The sequence below is a fragment of the Ruegeria sp. Ofav3-42 genome, from assembly GCF_022347725.1.
In the GTDB taxonomy this organism is placed as follows: domain Bacteria; phylum Pseudomonadota; class Alphaproteobacteria; order Rhodobacterales; family Rhodobacteraceae; genus Ruegeria.
Genome location: NZ_JAKRGB010000008.1, coordinates 1 through 22284, shown reverse-complemented (window position 1 = coordinate 22284; position 22284 = coordinate 1). Strand labels below are relative to the sequence as shown.

The following is a 22284-nucleotide window of genomic DNA, read 5'->3' as shown; positions in this document are numbered from 1 at the left end:
TTCGAACTAGCCCAAAATACCCGGCAGGCGTAGCCCATGTTCACGCGCGCAATCCTTGGCAATGTCGTACCCCGCATCCGCGTGGCGCCAGACACCCGAGGCCGGGTCGTTCCAGAGAACGCGCTCCAACCGCCGCGCGGCATCCTTGGTTCCATCAGCACAGATCACGACCCCCGCGTGCTGGCTGAATCCCATTCCGACGCCGCCACCGTGGTGCAGCGAGACCCACGTCGCACCACTCGCGGTATTGATTAGAGCATTCAAAAGAGGCCAATCCGAAACAGCATCCGAGCCGTCCAGCATCGCCTCAGTCTCGCGGTTGGGGCTAGCAACAGAACCGGAGTCCAGATGGTCGCGACCAATCACAACCGGCGCTTTCAGTTCGCCATTGGCCACCATCTCGTTGAACGCCAGCCCAGCTCGGTGCCGGTCACCCAGACCAATCCAGCAAATACGCGCCGGCAGACCCTGAAACGCGATCCGCTCCTGCGCCATGTCGATCCAGCGATGCAGGTGCTCGTTCTCGGGGAACAGCTCCTTCATCTTGGCATCGGTTTTGTAGATGTCCTCAGGATCGCCCGACAGGGCACACCAGCGGAAAGGGCCGATGCCCTTGCAGAACAATGGACGGATGTAGGCAGGCACGAAACCCGGGAAGGCAAAGGCATTCTCAAGCCCCTCATCCTGCGCCACTTGCCGGATGTTGTTGCCATAATCCAGCGTTGGAACGCCCGCATTCCAGAAATCCACCATCGCGGCCACGTGCTGTTTCATCGAGACACGAGCGGCCTTTTCTACTGCTTTAGGGTCTTTTTCACGCTTCTCGCGCCACTCTCCCATGGTCCAGCTCAGCGGCAGGTAGCCGTTGATCGGATCGTGGGCGCTGGTCTGGTCGGTGACGATATCCGGGCGCATTCCGCCCTCGGCCATCCGGCGGTATATCTCGGGGAAGATCTCTGCCGCATTACCCAGCAAACCTACGGACTTCGCCTCACCCGCTTTGGTCCAGCGGTCGATCATCTCGAGCGCCTCATCCAGCGTTTCCGCCTTTTCGTCGAGGTATTTCGTGCGCAGGCGGAAATCGATGCTGTCCGGGTTGCACTCAACGGCCAGACAACAGGCCCCGGCAAACACCGCAGCCAACGGTTGCGCGCCGCCCATGCCGCCCAGCCCGCCGGTCAGAATCCACTTGCCGGTCAGATCGCCGTCATAGTGCTGACGTCCGGCCTCGGCAAATGTCTCATACGTGCCCTGAACAATGCCCTGGGTGCCGATGTAGATCCACGAGCCAGCCGTCATCTGGCCGTACATCATCAGGCCCTTCTTATCGAGCTCGTTGAAGTGGTCCCAGGTCGCCCAATGCGGAACGATGTTCGAGTTGGCGATCAGCACCCGCGGTGCGTCCTTGTGTGTCCGGATAATCGCAACAGGCTTTCCGGACTGGACAATCAGGGTCTCGTCCTCTTCCAAATCCTTTAAACCGGCAACAATAGTGTCGAAATCCTGCCATGTCCGCGCCGCGCGACCAATGCCGCCATAGACCACCAGCTCATGCGGATTCTCGGCCACATCCGGGTGTAGGTTGTTCATCAGCATCCGCAGGGGGGCTTCTGTCACCCAGCTTTTGGTGTTCAACTCGGGGCCGGTCGGCGGATAGATGTCGCGGGTATTCTTGCGCGGATCGCTCATGTCTGGGCTCCTTGTGCGGTAAGTGCGCCCGAAAGGGCAAGTTCGTTTAGGCGGGTCAGCATGGTTTTTAAATGAGGGCGGAGATTTGCGGCACGATCCTCGCGCCATGCCCAAGGCGGCGTTTCATCCATATACGCCCGCTGGGCGATCTCCATCTGGATGGCATGGATGCCCTCGTCCGGACGACCATAATGCCGGGTGGTCCAGCCGCCTCGAAAACGACCGTTCAGAACCGCGTCAAATCCGCCAGCATTGGCGGCAACTTGGTGCACCTCCTGTTCAATCGCCGGATCACATGTCTGCCCGTCATTCGTTCCAGTATTGAACACTGGCAGCTCGCCCTCGAACAGAAACGGAATCACCGAGCGGATCGAGTGGCAATCAAACAGGATCGCTACCCCGTGCCTGTCCCACACTCTGCTCAGCTCTTCTTGCAAAGCAGCATGGTACGGAGCGTGGAACTTTCGCCGCCGGTCCTCGACCTCATCCGCTGACGGCTCTTGGCCCGGTCGCCAGATCGGCTGCCCGTCAAAATCGGTCAGGGGCACCAAGGTCGTCGTGTTCTGTCCGGGATACAGCGAGGCCCCTGCGGGGTCACGGTTCGCATCGATGACATAGCGGTGCACATGGGACTGAACGACAGTGGCGCTGCCTAAAAGCCCCTCATAGAGCCTGTTTATGTGCCAGTCCGTATCCGCCAAACCGCGCCCGGTGTCATTCAGACGGGCCGCTATTTCATCGGGCACATAGGTCCCCCCATGCGGCTGACCCAGGACCACAGGCCCGTCACCACGTTGAACGCTGAAGACCTGCATTAGTACAACCCCGGCATCGGCGTGCCCACGGCCGCAAGAATCTCGCCCTCAGCCACCAGTTGCTTAGAGGTCTCCAGTTCCGGCGCCAGATAGCGATCCTCTGCCAGCGGAGGAATGTCTGCCCGAAGCCTGTTGATCACGTGTTGCAACGGCTCACTTGTTGCCAGAGGTGCGCGAAACTCCACTCCCTGCGCCGCACACAGCAGTTCAACGCCCAGAATGTAATTCAGGTTCTCGACCATCCGTGTCAGACGTCGCGCGCCATGCGCGGCCATCGACACATGATCCTCTTGGTTGGCTGAGGTCGGGGTACTGTCAGTTACACAAGGGTTGGCGAGGTGCTTGTTCTCGCTCATCAGCGCAGCCGTAGTAACCTCGGCAATCATCAGGCCAGAGTTCAGTCCGGGGTCTGGCGTCAGGAACGGCGGCAGGTCAAAGCTGAGCGTCGGGTCCACCATCAACGCGATGCGCCGTTGCGCAATTGCGCCGACCTCAGACAGCGCCAGCGCAATCATGTCGGCAGCAAAGCCAACCGGTTCTGCATGGAAGTTACCACCCGAAACAATGATCCCGGCTTCAGTCAGCACAAGGGGGTTATCGGTGGCAGCGTTGGCCTCGATCTCAAGCGTAGCTGCGGCCTGACGCATGACGTCCATCGCCGCACCCGTGACCTGTGGCTGACACCGGATGCAGTAAGGGTCCTGAACGCGGGTATCGCCATCCCGGTGGCTTTCCCGGATTTCGGACCCAGCCAGGGCGGCGCGCATGGCACTGGCGGCCTCGGTCTGCCCCCGGTGACCGCGCAAAGTGTGAATCTCGGGTTGTAGCGGAGCGGTCGACCCCATGATCGCATCGGTCGACAGGGCAGAGATCACAAGCGCGCTCTGCGCGGCGCGCCAGGCCTCGAACAAACCCGCCAGCGCAAATGCAGTCGAAAACTGGGTACCGTTGATAAAGGCCAACCCTTCTTTCGGACCCAACTCAATAGGCTCTAATCCGACGGATTTCAGCGCTTCGTCACCCGACAGGATGGAACCGTTGACCTCAGCTTTCCCTGCCCCAATGACGACAGCGGTCATATGGGCCAGCGGCGCAAGGTCACCCGATGCACCGACAGAGCCTTGTGCCGGGATCACCGGCGTAACGCCTTTGGCCAGCATCTGTTGCAGAAGATCGATCAATTCCCAACGAACGCCCGACGCACCACGACCAAAAGACAGCAACTTCAGGGTCATCATCAACCGCGTGACACGACGTGACACCGCAGGACCCACACCGCAGCAATGGCTGAGGATCAGATTACGCTGGAGGGTCGATGTGTCCTTGGCGGCAATCTTGTGGCTGGCCAGTTTGCCAAACCCAGTGTTGACGCCATAAACGGGGTCTTCACCGGCCGCAGCGTCCAGAATACGTCGGGCTGCAGACTCCACAATGGGTCTGAAAGCGGGCTCCAGCGATACGGCCGTTTGGTTCCAATAAACCTCTGCCAGATCAGACAAGGTAACCTGTCCGGGGACAAGCGAGAGGGCCTTCATACCGAACCTCCGGAAATGCGTGTGTGTAGTGGATTGAAGCCAATGCGGTAGGACAGCTCGGCCGGATGTTCGACGTCCCAGACCGCCAGATCCGCGCGCTGACCCGGAGCAATCTTCCCCGTGTCATCCAACCCGAGGGCTTGCGCGGCGTGACGCGTAACACCGGTCAACGCCTCTTCGGGTGTCAGACGGAACAGCGTGCAAGCCATGTTCATGGTCAGCAACAGCGAGGTCAAAGGAGACGAACCGGGATTGCAGTCCGTCGCAAGTGAGATCGGCACCCCGTACTGGCGTAACAGGTCAACCGGCGGCACTTGTGTCTCGTGCAGCGTGTAAAAAGCCCCGGGCAGCAACACGCCAACGGTGCCAGCCTTCGCCATCGCGGCAACACCTGCCTCGTCCAGGTATTCAATATGATCGGCGGATAGCGCGCCATACGAGGCCGCTAGCGCCGCGCCGCCCAGATTCGAAAGCTGCTCTGCGTGGAGCTTGACAGGAAGGTCCAACTCTTTTGCAACGTCAAAGACACGAGCGATCTGCGCCGGGTTAAAGGCGATCCCTTCGCAAAACCCGTCTACGGCATCCACCAGCCCTTCTTCGTGGGCCCGGCGCAGGGTGGGTATACAAACGTTGTCAATGTAGTCGTCCGGGTGTGCTTTGTACTCGGGCGGCACCGCATGTGCGCCCAGAAAGCTGGTCTTTACGCGAACCGGACGCGCTTCGGCGATCCGGCGCGCAGAGCGCAACATCTTCAACTCGGTATCCGTGTCCAACCCGTAGCCCGACTTAACCTCGATGCAGGACACCCCTTCGGACAGCAACGCATCCACTCGGGTCAAGGCATCCGCCAACAGTTCATCCTCACTGGCCAAGCGGGTCGCGGTGACCGTGGACAGAATGCCACCGCCCGCGCGCGCTATTTCCTCATATGAGGCTCCGTTCAGGCGCATTTCGAACTCGACCGCCCTGTTCCCACCGAACACCACATGTGTGTGGGCATCGATCAGAGCAGGCGTGATCAGCCGGTCGCCGTAATCCGTCGCGGACCAATCGTCATATTTTTCGGGCAGCGCCTCTTTGGGCCCAATCCAAACGACCTTTCCGCCGTCGACAGCGAGCGCCGCGTCCTTGACCATCCCGTAAGGCTCGGCCCCATGGACCATGGTCGCCACCCGCGTGCTGAAAAGAACAGATTTTTTCACCATGACGATTCTTTTGGGCTCCCTTTGCAGTTGGTTTTTTCGTATACGTATAAAAAGTTAAAGTCTACACAAAATGGAAATACGATGTCGATCCACGCAAAAACCGCTTTGTTAGGCTCTGATTGGGTCAGCAACTTGCGGGTAGAAATCGAGCATGGGCAGATTCTGAACGTGCAAACCGGAACGTCTGCGCTGCGCGGTGACACACAAGTTGATGTGCTGCTGCCGGCCCTGGGCAACCTGCACAGCCACGCGTTTCAACGCGCCATGGCCGGTATGACCGAGGTCCGCGCCGCCGGGCGCGAGAGCTTTTGGACCTGGCGCACTCTGATGTATCGATTTCTGGACAAGCTGACGCCAGATCACGTCGAAGCCATTGCGGCGCTGGTCTTTATGGAGATGCAGGAGGCCGGGTATTCCTCGGTCGGCGAGTTTCATTATGTCCATCACGAACCGGGCGGAACACCTTACGACCGCATGTCCGAACTAAGCCAGCGCGTATTTTCTGCGGCCAACCAAACCGGTATCGGACTGACTCACCTTCCTGTTCTCTACACTTACGGCGGCGTCGAACAGCAACCTTTGACGGGCGGGCAATTACGATTTGGCAATGCGCCGGATCGGTTCTTGCATCTGGTCGAGGAATGCCGAGCGGCGCTGCCTCATACAGACTCAGTCATCGGGATCGCTCCGCACTCACTGCGGGCAACTTCGCCCACAGATTTGCAGAATGTACTGCACGCCACTCCTAATGGTCCGGTGCACATTCACATCGCGGAACAGGTCAAAGAAGTCGCTGATGTCGAAGCGGCTCTGGGTCAGCGCCCAGTTGCCTGGTTGCTGGACAATGCAGAGGTCGACCATCGTTGGTGCCTGATCCATGCAACCCACATGACGGACGAAGAAACCCGTGCTCTGGCGCAGTCCGGCGCGGTTGCGGGGTTGTGTCCGATCACCGAGGCCAACCTGGGTGACGGCATCTTCAACGGCGCCGAATACATCAACGAAGGCGGGCGATTTGGGGTCGGATCAGACTCTAATATTAGGATATCCCTGCCCGAGGAGCTGCGGACGCTGGAGTACTCCCAACGGCTGAGGGACCAATCGCGAACTGTTCTGGTCAAGGACGAAGGGTCGGTCGGTCAGGCGCTTTACACCGCGTCCGCGTTAGGGGGAGCCCAGGCCTTGGGGCGGAATGCCGGGGAAATAGCTGTCGGCAAACTGGCGGATCTCGTTGCAATCGACCGGACCCATCCCACGCTGTGTGCGTTGACCGACGAACAATTGCTGGACGGCCTTAGTTTTGCTGCCCCGGATGGGTTGGTGACAGATCTGTGGTCGGCCGGAAGGCACATGGTGCAGCAAGGCCGCCACGTATACCGGGACAGGATCATCCCTGCCTATCGGTCAGCAATTGCCGATCTTCTCGCTGACGTCTAAATCGACCTATCAAGGAAAGCAGGCTATGGCTCAACCGACGGAAACCACCAGCTACAGGGACATCAAGGAAACCGTGCTGGCGCGCATTCGGTCGGGTCAGTGGCGGCCCGATTCTCTGCTGCCGAATGAACAGGACCTTGCCGTCGAATTTTCCTGCACTCGGACCACGGTGAACCGCGCGCTGCGGGAACTGGCCGAAGAAGGTTATCTGGAGCGTCGTCGAAAAGCGGGCACGCGCGTCCTGAGCGCACCGCAACGGCAGGCCCGCTTTACCATCCCCATGGTGCGGGACGAGGTCGAGGCGTTGGGCGGCACCTATCGCTATGCGCTGGTTTCGTCGGAAGTCTCGAACGCCCCGGATTGGCTGCGTGCGCGTCTCGCGTTGAACCCGGATCAATGCGTCATGCATGTGCGCTGCATGCATTTCAACGGCAACACCCCGTTCCAGTACGAAGATCGCTGGATCGTCATCGACTCGGTTCCGCAGGTAACTGAGGCGGATTTTGCTGCCATCGGCCCGAATGAGTGGCTGATCCAAACCGTTCCTTTCACCAACGTAGAGCTGAGTTTCCTGGCCAGCCGTGCTGACGAAACCGTGGCTGGGTTCTTGGATGTCCCCGTGGGCGAACCGGTGTTCACGGGCGAGAGGATCACATGGCTGGAGGGTCAGCCGGTCACCTTCGCGAAGATGTATTTTGCCGCCGGTTACCGCATGACCACACAGTTCTGAATTTGACTTCGATTTCCGCTTTACCGTCTCTGTAATCCACGCCAGATTCAGAGCAATTTGGTCCGGCGCGAAGGAACTATGGGATGGGCAACCCACTGTATGACCGACTGTTTGGTATTCATGCAGGCGAGGATACGCCATTCCTGCATCTGCCAGACGGCCAAATCATCACACACGCGGTATTTCTGGACATGGCAGCCCGGATTGCCAACGCGTTGACAGGGTTTGAGCTTGAGCCCGGCGACCGGGTTGCGGTTCAGGTGGAGAAGTCGCCAGAAGCACTGGCGCTATACGCCGCTTGCGCTCAGACCGGGCTGATCTTTCTGCCGCTGAATACTGCCTACAAGGCAGGCGAACTCAGCTGTTTCATCGAAAACAGCGGCGCGGCACTGGTGGTCTGTGACGCCGCAAGCGAGGCGGAACTGACACCGATCGCCGAGGCGCAAAACGCCAGATTAGAGACGCTAAACGCTGACGGATCCGGCACCCTCATGCGCCGGGCGTTGGGTATGCTGCCAGCATTTGAACCGGTGAAGAGGGCCGAGGAAGACCTTGCCGCCTTTCTATATACCTCTGGCACAACCGGACGGTCGAAAGGTGCGATGCTGACGCAGGAAAACCTGTTGTCCAATGCCGAGACGCTGGTACAGGAATGGCGGTTTACCAAGGAAGACGTGCTGCTGCATGCCCTTCCTATCTTTCACACCCACGGCCTGTTTGTCGCGACGAACATCATTCTGGCCTCGGGCGGGTCAATGATCTTTCTGCCGAAATTCGATCTGGATGACATCCTGCGTCTTATGCCCCAGGCAACCTCGATGATGGGTGTGCCGACCTTCTATACCCGACTGTTGGGGGATGAGCACTTTACCGGCGATCTGGCGCGACACATGCGGCTGTTCATCTCGGGCTCGGCCCCTTTGCTGGCTGAAACCCATGAACGGTTTGAGGCGCGCACCGGGCACCGCATCCTTGAACGCTATGGGATGACGGAAACCAACATGAACACTTCGAACCCCTATGACGGTGAACGCCGCGCAGGGACTGTCGGGTTTCCTCTGCCGGGTGTTGAACTGAAGGTAACAGACCCTGATACAGCTGAAACACTGCCGCAAGGCGAGATCGGCATGATAGAAGTACGCGGCCCAAACGTGTTCGAAGGGTACTGGCAGATGCCCGAAAAAACTGCTGCGGAATTGCGAGCGGATGGGTTCTTTATCACAGGCGATCTGGGGCGCGTGGACGAGGATGGCTATGTCCATATCGTCGGGCGCGGCAAAGACCTGATCATCTCGGGCGGGTTCAACATTTATCCCAAAGAGATTGAACTGGTGCTGGACGACCAACCCGGCGTGCTGGAAAGCGCCGTGATCGGCGTGCCGCACCCTGATTTTGGCGAGACAGTGCTGGGCCTTCTGGTGGCAGAACCTGGCCGGACGCATGACCTTGAAGCCATTCTGGCCAGCGTTCAGAACGAGTTGGCACGGTTCAAGCATCCCCGAAAGCTGATCGTGCTGGAGGAACTGCCGCGCAACACGATGGGCAAGGTGCAGAAGAATGCCTTGCGCGAACGGTTCAGGGACCTGTTCGTCAAGAACTAGGGATCAAAGGCACACGGCCATTTTCGGTTAACAGCCAGCAGTCGCGACCCTCGAACACCGCCGGAACCAGCGGTCGGCCCATCCCGGCACCGCCGTCCAGGTTGATCCGGTTGCCAAGATGCTCGGCCCGTTGAGCGGGCGTGTGGCCGTGGACAATCAGACAGGGATGCGGGCGCGGGTCGTCCAGAAACTCGCCCCGTATCCAAACCAGATCCTCTTCGGTTTGATCCGCCAAAGCGACACCGGGGCGAATGCCTGCATGGGCAAAGAACACCTCTCGTACCTGATGATGTGTCACAAGGCTGTCCAGAAACTCGATATGAGTTTGCGGAACAACATCGCGCACCCGCTCAAGAAGCCGGTAGATGCGGTCATCCTCCGAGAATACGACGCCGTATGACGCCAAGGTCTCTGCCCCGCCCAGACGATGATGCAACCAGTGTTCCCCTACCCGCAGTTTGGCCTCGGTCGTGGAGCCATCGCGCAGGAAGCGGGCAAACATCCGGTCATGATTGCCAAGCAAAAAGACCCAATTCCGCCCGGCGCGGTGTTCCGCGGCCAAGAGGTCCAGAACAGCGCGGCTGTCCGGGCCACGATCCACGTAATCACCCAGAAACACCACGCGGGCGTCCGTCCCACCGTCGGCTTCGATAAGGCTCAGCGCCTGCTGCAGCATCTCAAGCTGACCATGAATGTCGCCGATTGCGTAAACTGTGGTGCTCAAAACGGTGCCTCTTTCAAAATATAATCTGCCTTGGGAAGCAACTTGATCGCAGACAAAAGACAATGCCCGCACTTTTCAAGCACGGGCATCTTCGAAATCACAATTTTTTGGACCAAAACTCAGGCTACGTCGAATTCCAGCGGTTTGATCTGGGTGAACAGCCCGGTTTCCGCCAGTTTCGCCCGCGCTTCGGCCGGAACCGGCTCGTCTACGTAAAGCAATGCGATGGCTTCGCCACCGGCTTCGGAGCGGCCCAGCGTAAAGTTGGCGATGTTCACGTTGTTCTCGCCCATGGTCTGACCCAGCGCACCGATGATGCCCGGAACATCCTCGTTCGTGGTGTAGAGCATATGCGCGCCGACTTCAGCGTCGATATTGATACCCTTGATCTGGATGAAACGCGGCTTGCCATCGCTGAACACGGTGCCCCCGATGGAACGTTCGCGCTTTTCGGTCACCACGGTCACTTTGATGTAGCCTTCAAAGGCCCCGGACTTGTCCTGGTTGGTTGTCGAAAGCTGAATTCCGCGTTCTTTTGCCACGACCGGGGCCGAGACCATGTTCACCTCGGGATTGAATTTCTTCATGATCCCCGCGACTACGGAACAGTTCAGTGCGGCCAGGTTCATTTCCGCCGCAACGCCGTCATAGAGGATGTTGATCGCCTTGATTGGCTCATCGGTCATCTGGCCGATGAAGCTGCCCAGATGACCCGCCAGTTTGATCCACGGTCCCATGACCTTGGCCTCTTCGGCGGTCACGCTGGGCATGTTCAGCGCGTTTTCGACAGCACCGGTCAGCAAGTAGTTCGAGATCTGCTCGGCCACCTGCAACGCCACGTTTTCCTGTGCTTCGGTCGTTGCCGCGCCAAGGTGGGGCGTACAGACCACGTTCGGCAGGTTGAACAGAGGGTTATCCTTGGCTGGTTCCTCGCTGAACACGTCAAAGGCAGCACCCGCAACGTGACCGTTTGTCAGCATCTCGGCCAGAGCCGCCTCATCGACCAGTCCGCCGCGCGCGCAGTTTACGATCCGCACACCGGGCTTGGTCTTGGCCAGATTCTCACGGCTCAGGATGTTTTTCGTCTGATCGGTCAGCGGCACGTGCAGGGTGATAAAGTCGGCCCGAGACAGCAGTTCGTCCAGCTCGACCTTTTCGACACCCATCTTTGCGGCTTTCTCTTCGCCCAGATAGGGATCATAGGCGACCACCTTCATTTTCAGGCCCAGCGCGCGCTCGCAGACGATACCGCCAATGTTGCCTGCGCCGATAACGCCCAGGGTCTTGTTGGTCAGTTCGATCCCCATAAACTTGGACTTTTCCCATTTACCCGCATGGGTCGAGGTGCTGGCCTCGGGGATTTGACGCGCCACTGCGAACATCATCGCAATCGCATGCTCGGCGGTGGTGATCATGTTGCCGAAGGGTGTGTTCATTACGATCACACCTTTTTTCGAGGCCGCATCTTTGTCGATATTGTCGGTGCCGATCCCGGCGCGGCCGATCACTTTCAGCTTGTCAGCCTTTTCCAGAATAGTCGGCGTCACCTTGGTGGCCGACCGGATCGCAAGGCCGTCATATTGGCCGATCACTTCAGCCAATTTGTCCTTGTCCTTGCCGAGGTCCGGCATGAAATCCACGTCGATGCCGCGGTCACGGAAAATCTGAACAGCGGTTTCGCTGAGCTTGTCAGAGACGAGTACTTTGGGAGCCATGTTTGTGGTCCTTGAATGTAATGAGATGTCCGGGCCTGAGGCGGCCCGGTGAAGATTGGAAAGGATCAGGCAGCCTCAGATTGCGCCGCAATCTCAGCCTCGAAAGCCCATGCCAGCCAGGGCAACATCGCCTCGATATCCGAAGTCTCGACTGTGCCGCCGCACCAGATGCGCAGGCCCGCAGGCGCGTCGCGGTAGGCACCAATGTCCAGCGCGATATTCTCTGCTTCCAGCCGCTTGGCCACGGCTTTGGCGAATGTCGCACCGTCCTGAATTCGCGCGTCGGTGAATTTCAGGCACACCGAGGTATTCGACTGCGTCGCCGCATCCTCGGCCAGATTGGCGATCCAGTTGTTCTGATCGCAGAACGCATGCACCGCACCGGCATTGGCATCAGCGCGAGCGATCAGGCCTTGCAGACCACCGACCGAGCGCGCCCAATCAAGGGCAAACAGGTAGTCTTCGACCGCCAGCATCGACGGCGTGTTGATCGTGGCTCCGGTAAAGATACCGTCGATCAGTTTGCCACCTTTGGTTAGGCGGAAAATCTTGGGCAGGGGCCACGCGGGAGTGTAGCTCTCTAACCGCTCTACTGCACGGGGCGACAGGATCAGCATGCCATGGGCAGCTTCTCCGCCCAGCACCTTTTGCCAGCTGAAGGTGGTCACATCCAGTTTGTCCCACGGCAGGTCCATCGCAAAGGCTGCGCTGGTCGCGTCGCAAATCGTCAATCCCTGACGGTCATCAGCGATCCAGTCGCCGTTTGGAACTCGCACACCCGAGGTCGTACCGTTCCATGTAAAGACAACGTCATTGGCGAAATCGACAGATGCCAGATCAACGATCTGACCGTAATCCGCAGTCTTGACCTCGGCGTCGATCTTCAGCTGCTTGACGACGTCGGTCACCCAACCGGAACCAAAGCTTTCCCAGGCCAGCATCTCGACCTTGCGTTCGCCCAACAGCGACCACAGCGCCATCTCAACCGCGCCGGTGTCCGAGGCGGGAACGATGCCGATCTTGTAATCTGCCGGAATGCCCAGCACCTCGCGCGTACCCTCGATCGCGGCTTTCAGCTTGTCCTTGCCAACCGCAGCTCGGTGCGACCGGCCCAGCGCGGCATCGGCCAGTTTGGTCAGATCAAATGTGGGGGGTTTGGCGCAGGGGCCAGAGGAGAAACGCGGATTCGCCGGCCGCGTTGCCGGTTGTTCAATGCTCATGTGTATTACCCTTCCAGATACACGCCCCTCGTTGGGGAGGGGTGTCCCACGGACAGAGCTATTGCGTCGCAAATCGCTCAGCAAGCGGAAAAGACGCATCGGGTGCCAAAAACGACACCCGACTATGTGCAAATCAGGAACGCAAGTTTCCTATCGGCATCACGACTTGAAGCGGACCGTCTCTCCGGTTTCAAGCGCCTCTTGTGCCGCCAGCCCCATGCGAACGGCCCAGAGGCCATCGTGCAGAGTGACGTCCGGCTGAGCCTTTTCGCCCCTCAGAACCGCCAGAAAGCCCTGATGTTGATAGAAGGTCGAGCCGTTGTGATCCCCGGCGGCCAGCAGGTGCGGGTCGACGGGAATGTCTTTTGAAACAGGCCCCTTTGGGTCACGCGGGCTCACGATGACCTGCGGCACCGGCGGCGCGCCCAGATGGTCCGGCCAGAACCGCCCCGGCCCCGGAACCAAGGCTTCGATCTTGGCATCTGGCCCAACGGCCGAGATTTCCTCTTGATACCGGGAGCCCTCCGCGAACATGCACAATTCAAGCATTGCGCGCGCGCCCGAGGCGAAATCCACGAGGACATATCCATGATCTAGGATATCCGGCATTTCCCCCTCATAAGTCTCGTCCAGATGGTTCACCGCCTGCCCGCCGCTTGCAGTGACGCGCACCGGGTCGGATTGCAGGATCAGGCGCATCAGGTCGAAGAAATGGCAGCATTTCTCGACAAAAGTGCCACCCGTATTCCGATTGAACCGATTCCAGTTCCCGACCTTTTCCAGAAACGGAAACCGATGCTCGCGAATTGACAGCATCTTTACGCCGCCCGTGGCCTCTGCCTCGGCAATCAGCGCAGCAATGGGCGGCATGTAACGGTATTCCATCGCAACCCAGATTGGGTGCGGATAGTCACGCTGAAGCTCCTCAAGTCGCGACGCATCCACCGGATCTGTGAAAAGAGGTTTCTCAACCAACAACGGCAACGGGCGCGTCCGGGCAATCTCTTCGATCTGATCCACGTGCAGGTGATTGGGGCTGACGATGACAACGCAATCCAGGTCTTCGACCGCCAGCAACTCGGCAACCGACGACACCATTACCGCATCCGGCGCAATCGCCTGCGCCGCCTTCGCCATCCCGGCATCCGGTTCGAAAATCGCTGAAACGCGCGTGCCCTCTAGCAGGGCAATGTTGTGCAGATGCTCCTGCCCCATCATACCGCATCCGATCAGCCCGTAGTGGATGGTCCGGGTCATGCGCAGTTCCTTTTACTTCAGTCGTTGGACATAGGTGGCCCGATCCGGGTCGAACCATGTTTTTGAAAACTCAACCGGTTCGGGTTTTTCCGACCAGCTGAACCGTTCGATATAGCCGACTGTTTGCCCGGCTGGTTTGGTGAAGTCAGGGGGCGTCCAGTCTGGCAGCGCCCCAAGCGAAACCCTGTCTTCGGCCCGTGTGATCCAGAACCCAAGCTGGTGCTGGTAGTACCTATACAGCGAGTCCGACAGCAGCTGCCGATCAATGCGTCCGGCGGCATCATCCAGCCAGATTTCCTCGACCGCGATAATTGTGTCATTCAAATACCGCATCCGACGCACCCGCGATCCCATTTCAGACGCCCCAAAACGCGGGAGGTCTGCAGGCTTTTTCAGATGATCGACCGAGAGGATATCAGCGCGCGGCAACCCGCCGCCCTCGGGCAATTCCAGTCGGAACATCGCGTAAACACTGTTCTGCGTTCCGGTCTCACGAACGTAATTCCCGGATCCCTGAATACGTTCCAGCATTCCTTTTTTTTCAAGCTCAGCGAGCGATTTTCGCAGCGTCCCGACCGAAACCTTCAGTTCGGCTGCCAGATCTCTTTCCGGCGGCAAACGCTCGCCATCGATCAGGCGTCCAGCAGCAATGTCGCGGATCAGAAGCTCTGCGATCTGGACGTAAACAGGCAGAGCATTCGGGTTTCGGTTGGCTGAGGACATCGTGGGGCGCTTCACTCGGTCGCAGGAAAAATTGATACACCATTGATCTACATCAATGTGATTGCTACGCAAGAGGAAAGTCACAGCCGACCGGAGAACGAATCAGATGACCATCGTCCCCATCACCTCACCCGATCTGGACGCGGCCGAGGTTTCGTGGTTCGCGGCGCTGTGTTCGGACGATTATCAATTTCTCGGAGTGCCGGAAGGCGACCTGCGATCCAGCTGGGACCACTGCTCAGGCATCGTGAAAGAAGCCGAAGCGCAGGGATTTCGGAACATCCTCTGCCCGTCCTCGTATCAGGTTGGTCAGGACACGCTGAGCTTTGTCGCGGGATGCGCGCCGATCACCGAAAAGATCAACATGCTGGCCGCCGTCCGCTGCGGCGAGATGCAGCCGATCATGCTGGCCCGCACAATCGCAACGCTGGATCACATGCTGAAGGGGCGGCTGACGGTCAACATCATCTCATCCGACTTCCCCGGTGAGAAAGCCGACAGTGCCTACCGCTATCAGCGTTCGCGCGAGGTGGTCGAGATCCTGAAACAGGCCTGGGCGCAGGACGAAATCAATCATGCGGGTGAGGTCTATGACTTCTCGGGCCTGACCACCGATCCGGCGAAACCTTATCAGACCGGCGGCCCGCTGCTGTACTTTGGTGGCTATTCCCCGTCGGCTCTGGACCTGTGCGGCGAGCATTGTGACGTCTACTTGATGTGGCCCGAAACCAAGGATCAACTGGCCGAACGGATGAAGGCCGTTCACACTGTTGCCGAGACCTATAACCGGACGCTGGATTATGGCCTGCGCGTGCACATGATCGTGCGCGATACCGAGGCCGAGGCGCAGGAATACGCCGATTACATCGTCTCGAAACTGGATGACGAATACGGCCGCGCGATCCGAGAGCGGGCTTTGGATTCAACTTCTCTGGGCGTCGCGCATCAGGCCAAGAACCGCGATCTGGCGGATGAGTATGGCTATGTCGAACCCGGCCTCTGGACAGGCGTTGGACGTGCGCGTTCTGGCTGTGGCGCCGCGCTGGTCGGGTCGACCGATCAAGTCATGTCCAAGATCGAAGAATATCAGAAGATGGGCATCCGTGCCTTCATCTTCTCGGGCTATCCCCACATGGACGAAGCCCGCCATTTCGGCAGCCGTGTTCTGCCGAACCTGAAAACCTGCTCGCTGCCCGAAGCTTATGGGCGCGTGCCTGCAACCACCCCAGCGACTCCGCTGGGCAACGGAGTTCGTCGCTGATGCAACGTGTGAAACTGTCTGACACGCTGGAAATGAGCCGCCTTGTTTATGGCATGTGGCGCCTGGGCGACGACAGCGATACCTCGGCAGCCCATGTCGAGGCCAAGATTCAGGCCTGTCTGGATCAGGGCATCACCACCTTCGATCAGGCCGACATCTACGGCGACTACAACGCCGAGGCTGTTCTTGGGGCTGCGTTGCGGGAAAACCCTGCACTGCGCCAGAAGATGGAGATCGTCACCAAATGCGATATCGTTGCGCCCTGCGGCCGCTATTCGCATGCGAAGGTCAAATACTACGACACCTCGCGGGCGCATATCCTGAAGTCGGTCGAAACGTCTCTGTCCGAAATGGCCATCGACCATATCGACCTGCTGCTGATCCACCGACCTGACCCGTTCATGGACCACAATGAAACCGGGACGGCATTGGACGAAATCGTCGCCAGCGGCAAGGTGCGCGCGGTTGGCGTTTCTAATTTCCGCCCGCGGGACTGGAACCTGCTGCAGTCGGCGATGAAAACCCCGCTTGTGACCAACCAAATCGAAATTTCGCTTGGTGAGATCAGCCCTTTTACCAACGGCGATCTGGCCTTTCACCAGCAACACGGTCACCCCCTGATGGCCTGGTCTCCGCTTGGTGGAGGCATGTTGATGGCCGGCAACCCTCCGGTCGGAGTGGTTGCGGATGAGATCGCAGCAGAGTTCGGCGTGGACCGTGCCGCTGTCGCGATAGCGTTCCTGTTGGCGCATCCGGCGGGCATTCTACCGGTTCTGGGCACCAACAATCTGGACCGCATCAAAAGCATTTCCGATGCGCTGAAAGTCAATCTGGATCGCGAGAGCTGGTTCCGCCTGTACGAGGCGGCGCTGGGACATGAGGTACCATGATGAATGCAATCTCAAAGGATATGACCCACACCTTCGTCCCGCATAAGGACGATACCCGAACCCTGCGCGACGCCTTTGGCCGCTTTGCCACCGGTGTGACCGTCGTCACCTGCGACAGCGCCGATGGACCGGTCTGCATCACGGCCAACAGCTTTTCGTCGCTGTCGCTGGATCCGCCGCTTGTGATGTGGGCGGGGGACCGCAATTCCCGGCGGTTCCGCTATTTCCAAGAGGCACGCCATTTCAGTGTTCACGTCCTGTCATCTGAACAGGCCGAGCTGTGCTTTGGATGTTCGAAAGACGCCTTCGCGTTGCAGGACCTCGAACACGACCGTTGTGAAAACGGAACGCCGCTGCTGCCCGATTGCCTGGCCCGCTTCGAGTGCGAGCAGCACGCTTATCACGATGCAGGCGACCACGTGATTGTTGTTGGAAAGGTCCTGCGTGCCAGTATGGCGGACGGAGACGCATTGACCTTCTACGCCGGAAAGCTCGGCCAATTCGCGCACCAGTAGGCGCGGGATAACTGTCGCGGGAAATACTCGCGGCTGAAAAGGGAGGATCCGCATGGGCGGATTGACATCGGTGCTTGCGCCGATCGCGTTTGTGAATGAAACCGTGCTGCGATTGGGCCGCGCGGTTGGTATCGTTGCGATTGCGCTTATGGTGATCGCGATCCTGATTCAGGTGTTTTTCAGATACGTTCTGGGCAACGCGCTACCCTGGCCGGATGAGGCCGCACGGTTCTGCATGTTATGGATGACCGGCCTGATGGCGCCCACGGCATTCCGGCGTGGCGGGTTCGTCGCCATCGACATGGTACCGTTGATGCTGCCTCGTGCAGTGGGTCAGATCTTGAATATCTTGCTCTTGTTGATTTCGCTGGCCGTACTGCTGGTAGCCGTCAATATCGGCTGGTCCGAGGTCACCGGGTTTGGCGGAAAATTCGCCACCGCCGCGCTGTACTTGCCAACGTCCCTTGGCTTTGACGAGTGGTATCGCATCCCGCGCAGCTGGATGATGGCATCGCTGTTGGTGGGGGTGATCCTGCTGATTTCGGTAAACATCGAACTGATCCTGCGCGCCTTCGTAACCCTAATGGGCGGCGGACATCTGCTGCCGGACATCGCCGATGCACCTGTGGGGGCCGAATAAATGCTGATATGGTTCCTGCCCACGTTTCTGGTGTTCCTGCTGATCGGCCTGCCGGTCTTTTTCGCCTTGCTGGCTGCACCCGGTATCCTTCTATGGCTGAATGGCCAAACCAACGACATCACGCTGCTGTACCGCAATGTCTATAACGGCATGGACAGCTTTCCACTGATGGCGATCCCCTTCTTCATGCTGGCCGGAGAGCTGATGAATCGGGGTGGCATCACCATCCGCCTCGTTGAATTCAGTCAGGCTCTGATGGGTCACTTTCGGGGAGGTTTGGCGCATGTCAATGTTCTGAGCTCCATCCTCTTTGCGGGTCTCTCTGGCTCGGCCGTGGCCGATACATCGGCGCTTGGGTCGATGCTGATCCCGGCAATGGAAAAGCAAGGCTATACACGAAAGTTCGCCGCTGCCATCACGGCAGCCAGCTCGGTGATCGGTCCGATCATCCCACCTTCAGGCATCATGATCATCTACGCTTATGTTATGGGCGAAAGCGTTGCGGCGCTGTTCCTGGCTGGCATCGTGCCGGGTGTCATGGTGGGCGTTGGTCTGATGCTGATGATCAAGGTCATGGCCGACAAGTACGACTTCCCGGTCGCCAGCCGCAAATACACCTGGCCCGAGCGCCGCCAGGCCAGCCTCAAGGCGTTCTTCCCCCTTTTGACGCCTGTCATCATTCTGGGCGGTATTCTGGGTGGGATCTTCACGCCAACCGAGGCGGCAGCCGTCGCTGTTGGCTATGCCTTCATCATCGGATTCTTTGTCCTGCGTACGTTGACCCTGAAAGAGGTTCCCGAGATTCTCAGCAATGCAGGGCTGACCTCTGCCGTCGTCCTGTTGCTTGTCGGTGCCGCGATGGCATTCAAAACCGTTGTCAGCCTCAGCCACGCGCCTGAACAACTGGCATCATTAATCCTCAGCCTGTCGGAAAACCCGCTGATCCTGCTGTTTCTGATCAACCTGCTGCTGTTCATCGTCGGAATGTTCCTGGACGCAGGTCCCGCAATCATCATCCTTGGCCCAATCCTGGCCCCGATCTTTACCAGCCTCGGCGTTGATCCGATCCACTTTGCGATCATCATGAGCGTCAACCTGACCGTTGGCCTTGCGACACCGCCCATGGGGCTGGTTTTGTTCGTGGCCGCCGCCGTGTCACGCGAAAAGGTCGAAACCATTGCCAAGGCGATCCTGCCATTCCTGGCTGTCGAAATCATCGTGATCTTTCTGATCACCTATATCCCCGCACTATCAATGACGATCCCGCGCATAACGGGATTTGCAAACTGACTGAGATCCACAGGGAGGAAACGCATGCTCAGATCTTTCTTCAAAACCGCAGCGGTGGCCACATCGCTTGTGGCCGCGTCCGCCATTGCGGCAACCGCCGCCGATTACACGCTGCGCGCTACGGCGAACTCGAATGAAAACGACGAAGATTATGACGGCCTGATCGTCTTCAAAAACTACGTCGAAGCGGCTTCGAACGGTGCGATCGAAGTCGAACTGTTCATCGGAACGCAACTGTGTTCGAACGGCGCGGAATGCCTGCAGGGTGTGGCAGATGGCACCATCGACATCTACATCTCTACTTCTGGCGGAGCCTCGGGGATCTTCCCTTATGTGCAGGTCCTCGACCTGCCCTACCTGATGGCAGATGACCGTGTGGCCGAGCGTGTACTGTCCGGTGATTTCACCCGCACAATGCGCGAGATGGCGTTGGAGGATTCCGGCGGCGCGATTCGTCTGATGACCATCGGCAACACGGGCGGCTGGCGTAACTTCGCGAACACGCAACGCCGCATTGCCGAACCCGCCGACATGGAAGGATTGAAGATCCGCACCGTGGTCGCCGACCTGCCACAGGAACTGGTCAAAGCACTGGGCGCCTCGCCCACTCCGATCCCGTGGCCGGAACTGTTCACCAGTTTCCAGACCGGTGTTGTTGAAGGCTCCAAGAACGGCATCACCGACATCATGGGTATGAAATTCCCGGATGCTGGCCTGCAATACGTCACGCTGGACGGTCACGCATACATGGGTGCCCTGTGGTGGATGAACAACGCCAAGTTCCAGGAGATGCCCGAGGATATGCGCCGTGTGGTCGTTGATGGTTTCTACGCTTTGCAGCAAGCCACTTTTGCCTCGCCCAAGCGCAAGTCGATCCAGGCCTATGAAGATTTCGTTGCCGGCGGCGGCGATCTGTACGTTCCGACACCCGAACAGAAAGCCGCGTTCAAAGATGCGGCCACGCCTGTTTACGAATGGTTCCAGTCAAACGTGGCCCGTGGTGATGAAATCTTTGCCGCTCTGACCGAAGCCGTGTCCATCGCCGAAGGCGAGATCAATGCGTCGCGCGATGCCGATCTGAACTAATCGATAGTGGGTCGGGCCTGATGGTCCGGCCCTTACCGAAACGGGTACATCCACCCTTTGTAGTCGTTGACCAGAACATGAGCCTTTTCGATCTGCTCCGGCGACATTTTCTTGACCACTTCCTCAAGGCTGATCGCCGCGTCGGGATCACCGCCAATGGCGCTGAGCGTATACCACATGTAAGCCCGAACCAGATCGGGCGCGGGCATGCCCAGACCCAGCTCATAGTACCAGCCGACGCCAGACTGCGCCCCGGGATGCCCCTTCATCGAAGCACGCAAGTACCATTCAAAGGCCCTCTCATAGTCCTGTTCGACACCCAGACCAAGGCCGTACATCACACCGATCAACTCCTCAGCCTCGGCGTTGCCAGAATGCGCGGCGGGCCAAAGTTCTTCTCGCGCTGCTTCGAACTCACCCGCCTCCATCATGTCACGGGCCTGTTCCAGTTCGGCCAACGCTGGAGACGCAAGAAGACAAAGGGCAAAAACAAACTTGCGCATGGGATGGCTGCTTTCCTCTGGGCCGGGACGGCAATGGCACAAGAACTACCACGACCGCTGACAGATGACGATTTTCTGTCCTTTGATATGGAACAGGCCGCCATCGGTCATCAACTGTTTTACGATCCGATCCTGTCGGGCAATCAGAACATCGCCTGCGCCCATTGCCATCACCCGGATTTCGGCACGTCGGACGGGTTGTCTCTTGGCATAGGTGAAGGCGGTCAAGGGCTGGGGCCTGACCGCACTCCGGGCACAGGCGACGACAAAATCCGGAAACGTATTCCCCGAAATTCGCCGGGACTGTGGAACCTCGGGGCCAAGGACATTCATACGGTGTTTCACGATGGCCGTCTGAGCATCTCGGATGTCTATGGCAACGGTTTCAATTCACCGGCACAGGAGTGGCTGCCCAGCGGGCTGAACTCACTGCTGGCCGCGCAAGCGCTGTTCCCGCTCACGTCGCAGTTCGAGATGGCCGGCAACGTTGCAGAAAATCAGGTCACAGGCGCGGTGCATGACCGCATAGACAAGGGCTGGCCGATTTTGGCGAAACGTGTGCGTACCGATCCAAAATACGGCCCCGCAATGGTTGCCGCCTTCGAAGGGATCGAGACTGCCGAAGACATCACGATAACCCAGATCGCAAATGCGCTGGCCGCTTTCATGGCCATTGAATGGCGCAGCACAGACAGCCCGTTCGACCAGTACCTTGCAGGCGACACCAACGCGCTGTCCCCTGCCCAGACAAACGGGATGGACCTGTTTTTCGGCAAAGCCCAGTGTTCGATCTGTCACTCCGGCCCTTTGTTGTCTGACCAGAAATTCCACGCTTTGGCCCTGCCACCTTTTGGGCCCGGCCGCACCCGGCAATGGGACCCCTATGTGCGCGACGTGGGCCGCATGGGTGAAAGTGATCGCCTCGAAGATGCCTATCGCTTCCGCACCCCGATGCTGCGAAATGTGGCCCTAACCGCGCCTTACGGACATAACGGTGCCTTTCCCGACCTTGAAAGCATGATCCGCCATCATCTGGATCCTGCGGCCAGTTTGGCAAATTGGGTGCCAGAAATGGCGGCTTTGCCAAAGGTTCCGTGGCTGCAAAAGGCGGATTTTGTCGTTTGGCAGGACCAGTTTGAGATGCAGCGTGTGCGCCGTAAAATCGACATCGCGCCGTTGACACTGTCACAAGCGGAAATCACCGATCTGGTCGCATTTCTACATGCGTTGACCGGCAGCAGCGTGGACACCCCACCATTTGGCGTGCCCATCGACTTCGTTCCCTAAGAACAACCCCCGCTTTAATGCGGGGGTCTTACTCTTACTCGGCGGCTTCCTCATACGCGTCCATTGGCGGGCATGTGCAGATTAGGTTTCTGTCGCCGTATGCGTTGTCGACGCGGTTGACGGGGGACCAGTATTTGTCGACGCCCATGGAGCCCGGGGGG

At 58.9% G+C, this 22284-nt stretch carries 20 protein-coding genes; 10 read left to right on the top strand and 10 right to left on the bottom strand.

From position 1 onward, the window contains the following. Nucleotides 1-6 precede the first annotated feature (6 nt). From hutU to hutI, 4 genes are read right to left on the bottom strand one after another with little or no spacing between them, the layout of a single operon-like run. Nucleotides 7-1689 carry a urocanate hydratase gene (gene hutU, locus MHN28_RS12995; protein WP_239340417.1) on the bottom strand — a complete coding sequence of 561 codons (1683 nt, stop codon included), beginning with the start codon at nucleotides 1687-1689 and terminating at the stop codon, nucleotides 7-9. After that, entirely contained in the window at nucleotides 1686-2504 is an 819-nt protein-coding gene (hutG, locus tag MHN28_RS12990) for an N-formylglutamate deformylase (RefSeq protein ID WP_239340415.1), read from the bottom strand. The genes hutU and hutG overlap by 4 nt, the downstream gene beginning before the upstream one ends. Then, nucleotides 2504-4039 (bottom strand): histidine ammonia-lyase, encoded by a 1536-nt coding sequence (gene hutH, locus MHN28_RS12985; protein ID WP_239340413.1) that lies wholly within the window; start codon nucleotides 4037-4039, stop codon nucleotides 2504-2506. Before hutH ends, hutG begins: the two co-directional genes overlap by 1 nt. Continuing rightward, the gene (gene hutI, locus MHN28_RS12980; protein ID WP_239340411.1) at nucleotides 4036-5244 is read right to left on the bottom strand and encodes an imidazolonepropionase; all 1209 of its coding nucleotides are present in this window, start codon (nucleotides 5242-5244) and stop codon (nucleotides 4036-4038) included. Before hutI ends, hutH begins: the two co-directional genes overlap by 4 nt. Before the next feature lie 81 nt (nucleotides 5245-5325). Here hutI and MHN28_RS12975 point away from each other — a divergent pair, with 81 nt between their 5' ends. From MHN28_RS12975 to MHN28_RS12965, 3 genes are all read left to right on the top strand, one after another. Beyond that, the gene (locus MHN28_RS12975; protein WP_239340409.1) at nucleotides 5326-6681 is read left to right on the top strand and encodes a formimidoylglutamate deiminase; all 1356 of its coding nucleotides are present in this window, start codon (nucleotides 5326-5328) and stop codon (nucleotides 6679-6681) included. Between the two features lie 25 nt (nucleotides 6682-6706). Further along, the gene (locus tag MHN28_RS12970; protein WP_239340406.1) at nucleotides 6707-7411 is read left to right on the top strand and encodes a GntR family transcriptional regulator; all 705 of its coding nucleotides are present in this window, start codon (nucleotides 6707-6709) and stop codon (nucleotides 7409-7411) included. 83 nt (nucleotides 7412-7494) lie between these two features. Beyond that, a complete protein-coding gene (locus tag MHN28_RS12965; protein WP_239340396.1) occupies nucleotides 7495-9012 on the top strand; it encodes a malonyl-CoA synthase in 1518 nt (505 codons plus the stop codon). Here MHN28_RS12965 and MHN28_RS12960 read toward each other — a convergent pair. The 5 genes from MHN28_RS12960 to MHN28_RS12940 form a co-directional block, all read right to left on the bottom strand. Continuing rightward, on the bottom strand, nucleotides 9002-9736 hold the full coding sequence (locus MHN28_RS12960) for a metallophosphoesterase family protein (RefSeq protein WP_239340394.1): 735 nt from the start codon (nucleotides 9734-9736) through the stop codon (nucleotides 9002-9004). The genes MHN28_RS12965 and MHN28_RS12960 overlap by 11 nt on opposite strands. Nucleotides 9737-9855: 119 nt before the next feature. After that, nucleotides 9856-11451: a phosphoglycerate dehydrogenase gene (serA, locus tag MHN28_RS12955; protein WP_239340392.1), complete on the bottom strand. Its 1596-nt coding sequence runs from the start codon at nucleotides 11449-11451 to the stop codon at nucleotides 9856-9858. 65 nt (nucleotides 11452-11516) lie between these two features. Next, a complete protein-coding gene (locus MHN28_RS12950; protein ID WP_239340390.1) occupies nucleotides 11517-12671 on the bottom strand; it encodes a phosphoserine transaminase in 1155 nt (384 codons plus the stop codon). A 159-nt stretch (nucleotides 12672-12830) separates the two neighbouring features. Beyond that, complete coding sequence (locus tag MHN28_RS12945) at nucleotides 12831-13928, bottom strand: Gfo/Idh/MocA family protein (protein ID WP_239340387.1); 1098 nt, start codon at nucleotides 13926-13928, stop codon at nucleotides 12831-12833. A gap of 12 nt (nucleotides 13929-13940) precedes the next feature. Further along, complete coding sequence (locus MHN28_RS12940; protein WP_239340385.1) at nucleotides 13941-14651, bottom strand: GntR family transcriptional regulator; 711 nt, start codon at nucleotides 14649-14651, stop codon at nucleotides 13941-13943. Nucleotides 14652-14757: 106 nt separating this feature from the next. Here MHN28_RS12940 and MHN28_RS12935 point away from each other — a divergent pair, with 106 nt between their 5' ends. Genes MHN28_RS12935 through dctP form a run of 6 tightly spaced genes read left to right on the top strand, consistent with a single transcriptional unit; the run spans nucleotide 14758 to nucleotide 20333 of the window. Continuing rightward, nucleotides 14758-15912, top strand: coding sequence for an LLM class flavin-dependent oxidoreductase (locus MHN28_RS12935; protein ID WP_239340383.1), 1155 nt, complete (start codon nucleotides 14758-14760; stop codon nucleotides 15910-15912). Next, nucleotides 15912-16802: an aldo/keto reductase family oxidoreductase gene (locus MHN28_RS12930; RefSeq protein WP_239340381.1), complete on the top strand. Its 891-nt coding sequence runs from the start codon at nucleotides 15912-15914 to the stop codon at nucleotides 16800-16802. Before MHN28_RS12935 ends, MHN28_RS12930 begins: the two co-directional genes overlap by 1 nt. Then, a complete protein-coding gene (locus tag MHN28_RS12925; RefSeq protein ID WP_239340379.1) occupies nucleotides 16802-17317 on the top strand; it encodes a flavin reductase family protein in 516 nt (171 codons plus the stop codon). The genes MHN28_RS12930 and MHN28_RS12925 overlap by 1 nt, the downstream gene beginning before the upstream one ends. 52 nt (nucleotides 17318-17369) lie before the next feature. Next, nucleotides 17370-17957, top strand: coding sequence for a TRAP transporter small permease (locus tag MHN28_RS12920; RefSeq protein WP_239340377.1), 588 nt, complete (start codon nucleotides 17370-17372; stop codon nucleotides 17955-17957). Next, a complete protein-coding gene (locus MHN28_RS12915) occupies nucleotides 17958-19247 on the top strand; it encodes a TRAP transporter large permease (protein WP_239340375.1) in 1290 nt (429 codons plus the stop codon). Between the two features lie 24 nt (nucleotides 19248-19271). Next, the gene (gene dctP / locus MHN28_RS12910; RefSeq protein ID WP_239340373.1) at nucleotides 19272-20333 is read left to right on the top strand and encodes a TRAP transporter substrate-binding protein DctP; all 1062 of its coding nucleotides are present in this window, start codon (nucleotides 19272-19274) and stop codon (nucleotides 20331-20333) included. Nucleotides 20334-20365: 32 nt separating this feature from the next. On the opposite strand, the gene MHN28_RS12905 is transcribed toward dctP, so the two are convergent. Continuing rightward, a complete protein-coding gene (locus MHN28_RS12905; RefSeq protein ID WP_239340371.1) occupies nucleotides 20366-20836 on the bottom strand; it encodes a tetratricopeptide repeat protein in 471 nt (156 codons plus the stop codon). A gap of 33 nt (nucleotides 20837-20869) precedes the next feature. Between MHN28_RS12905 and MHN28_RS12900 the strand changes: the two genes are divergently transcribed. Beyond that, on the top strand, nucleotides 20870-22123 hold the full coding sequence (locus tag MHN28_RS12900; RefSeq protein WP_239340369.1) for a cytochrome-c peroxidase: 1254 nt from the start codon (nucleotides 20870-20872) through the stop codon (nucleotides 22121-22123). Nucleotides 22124-22284 lie beyond the last annotated feature (161 nt).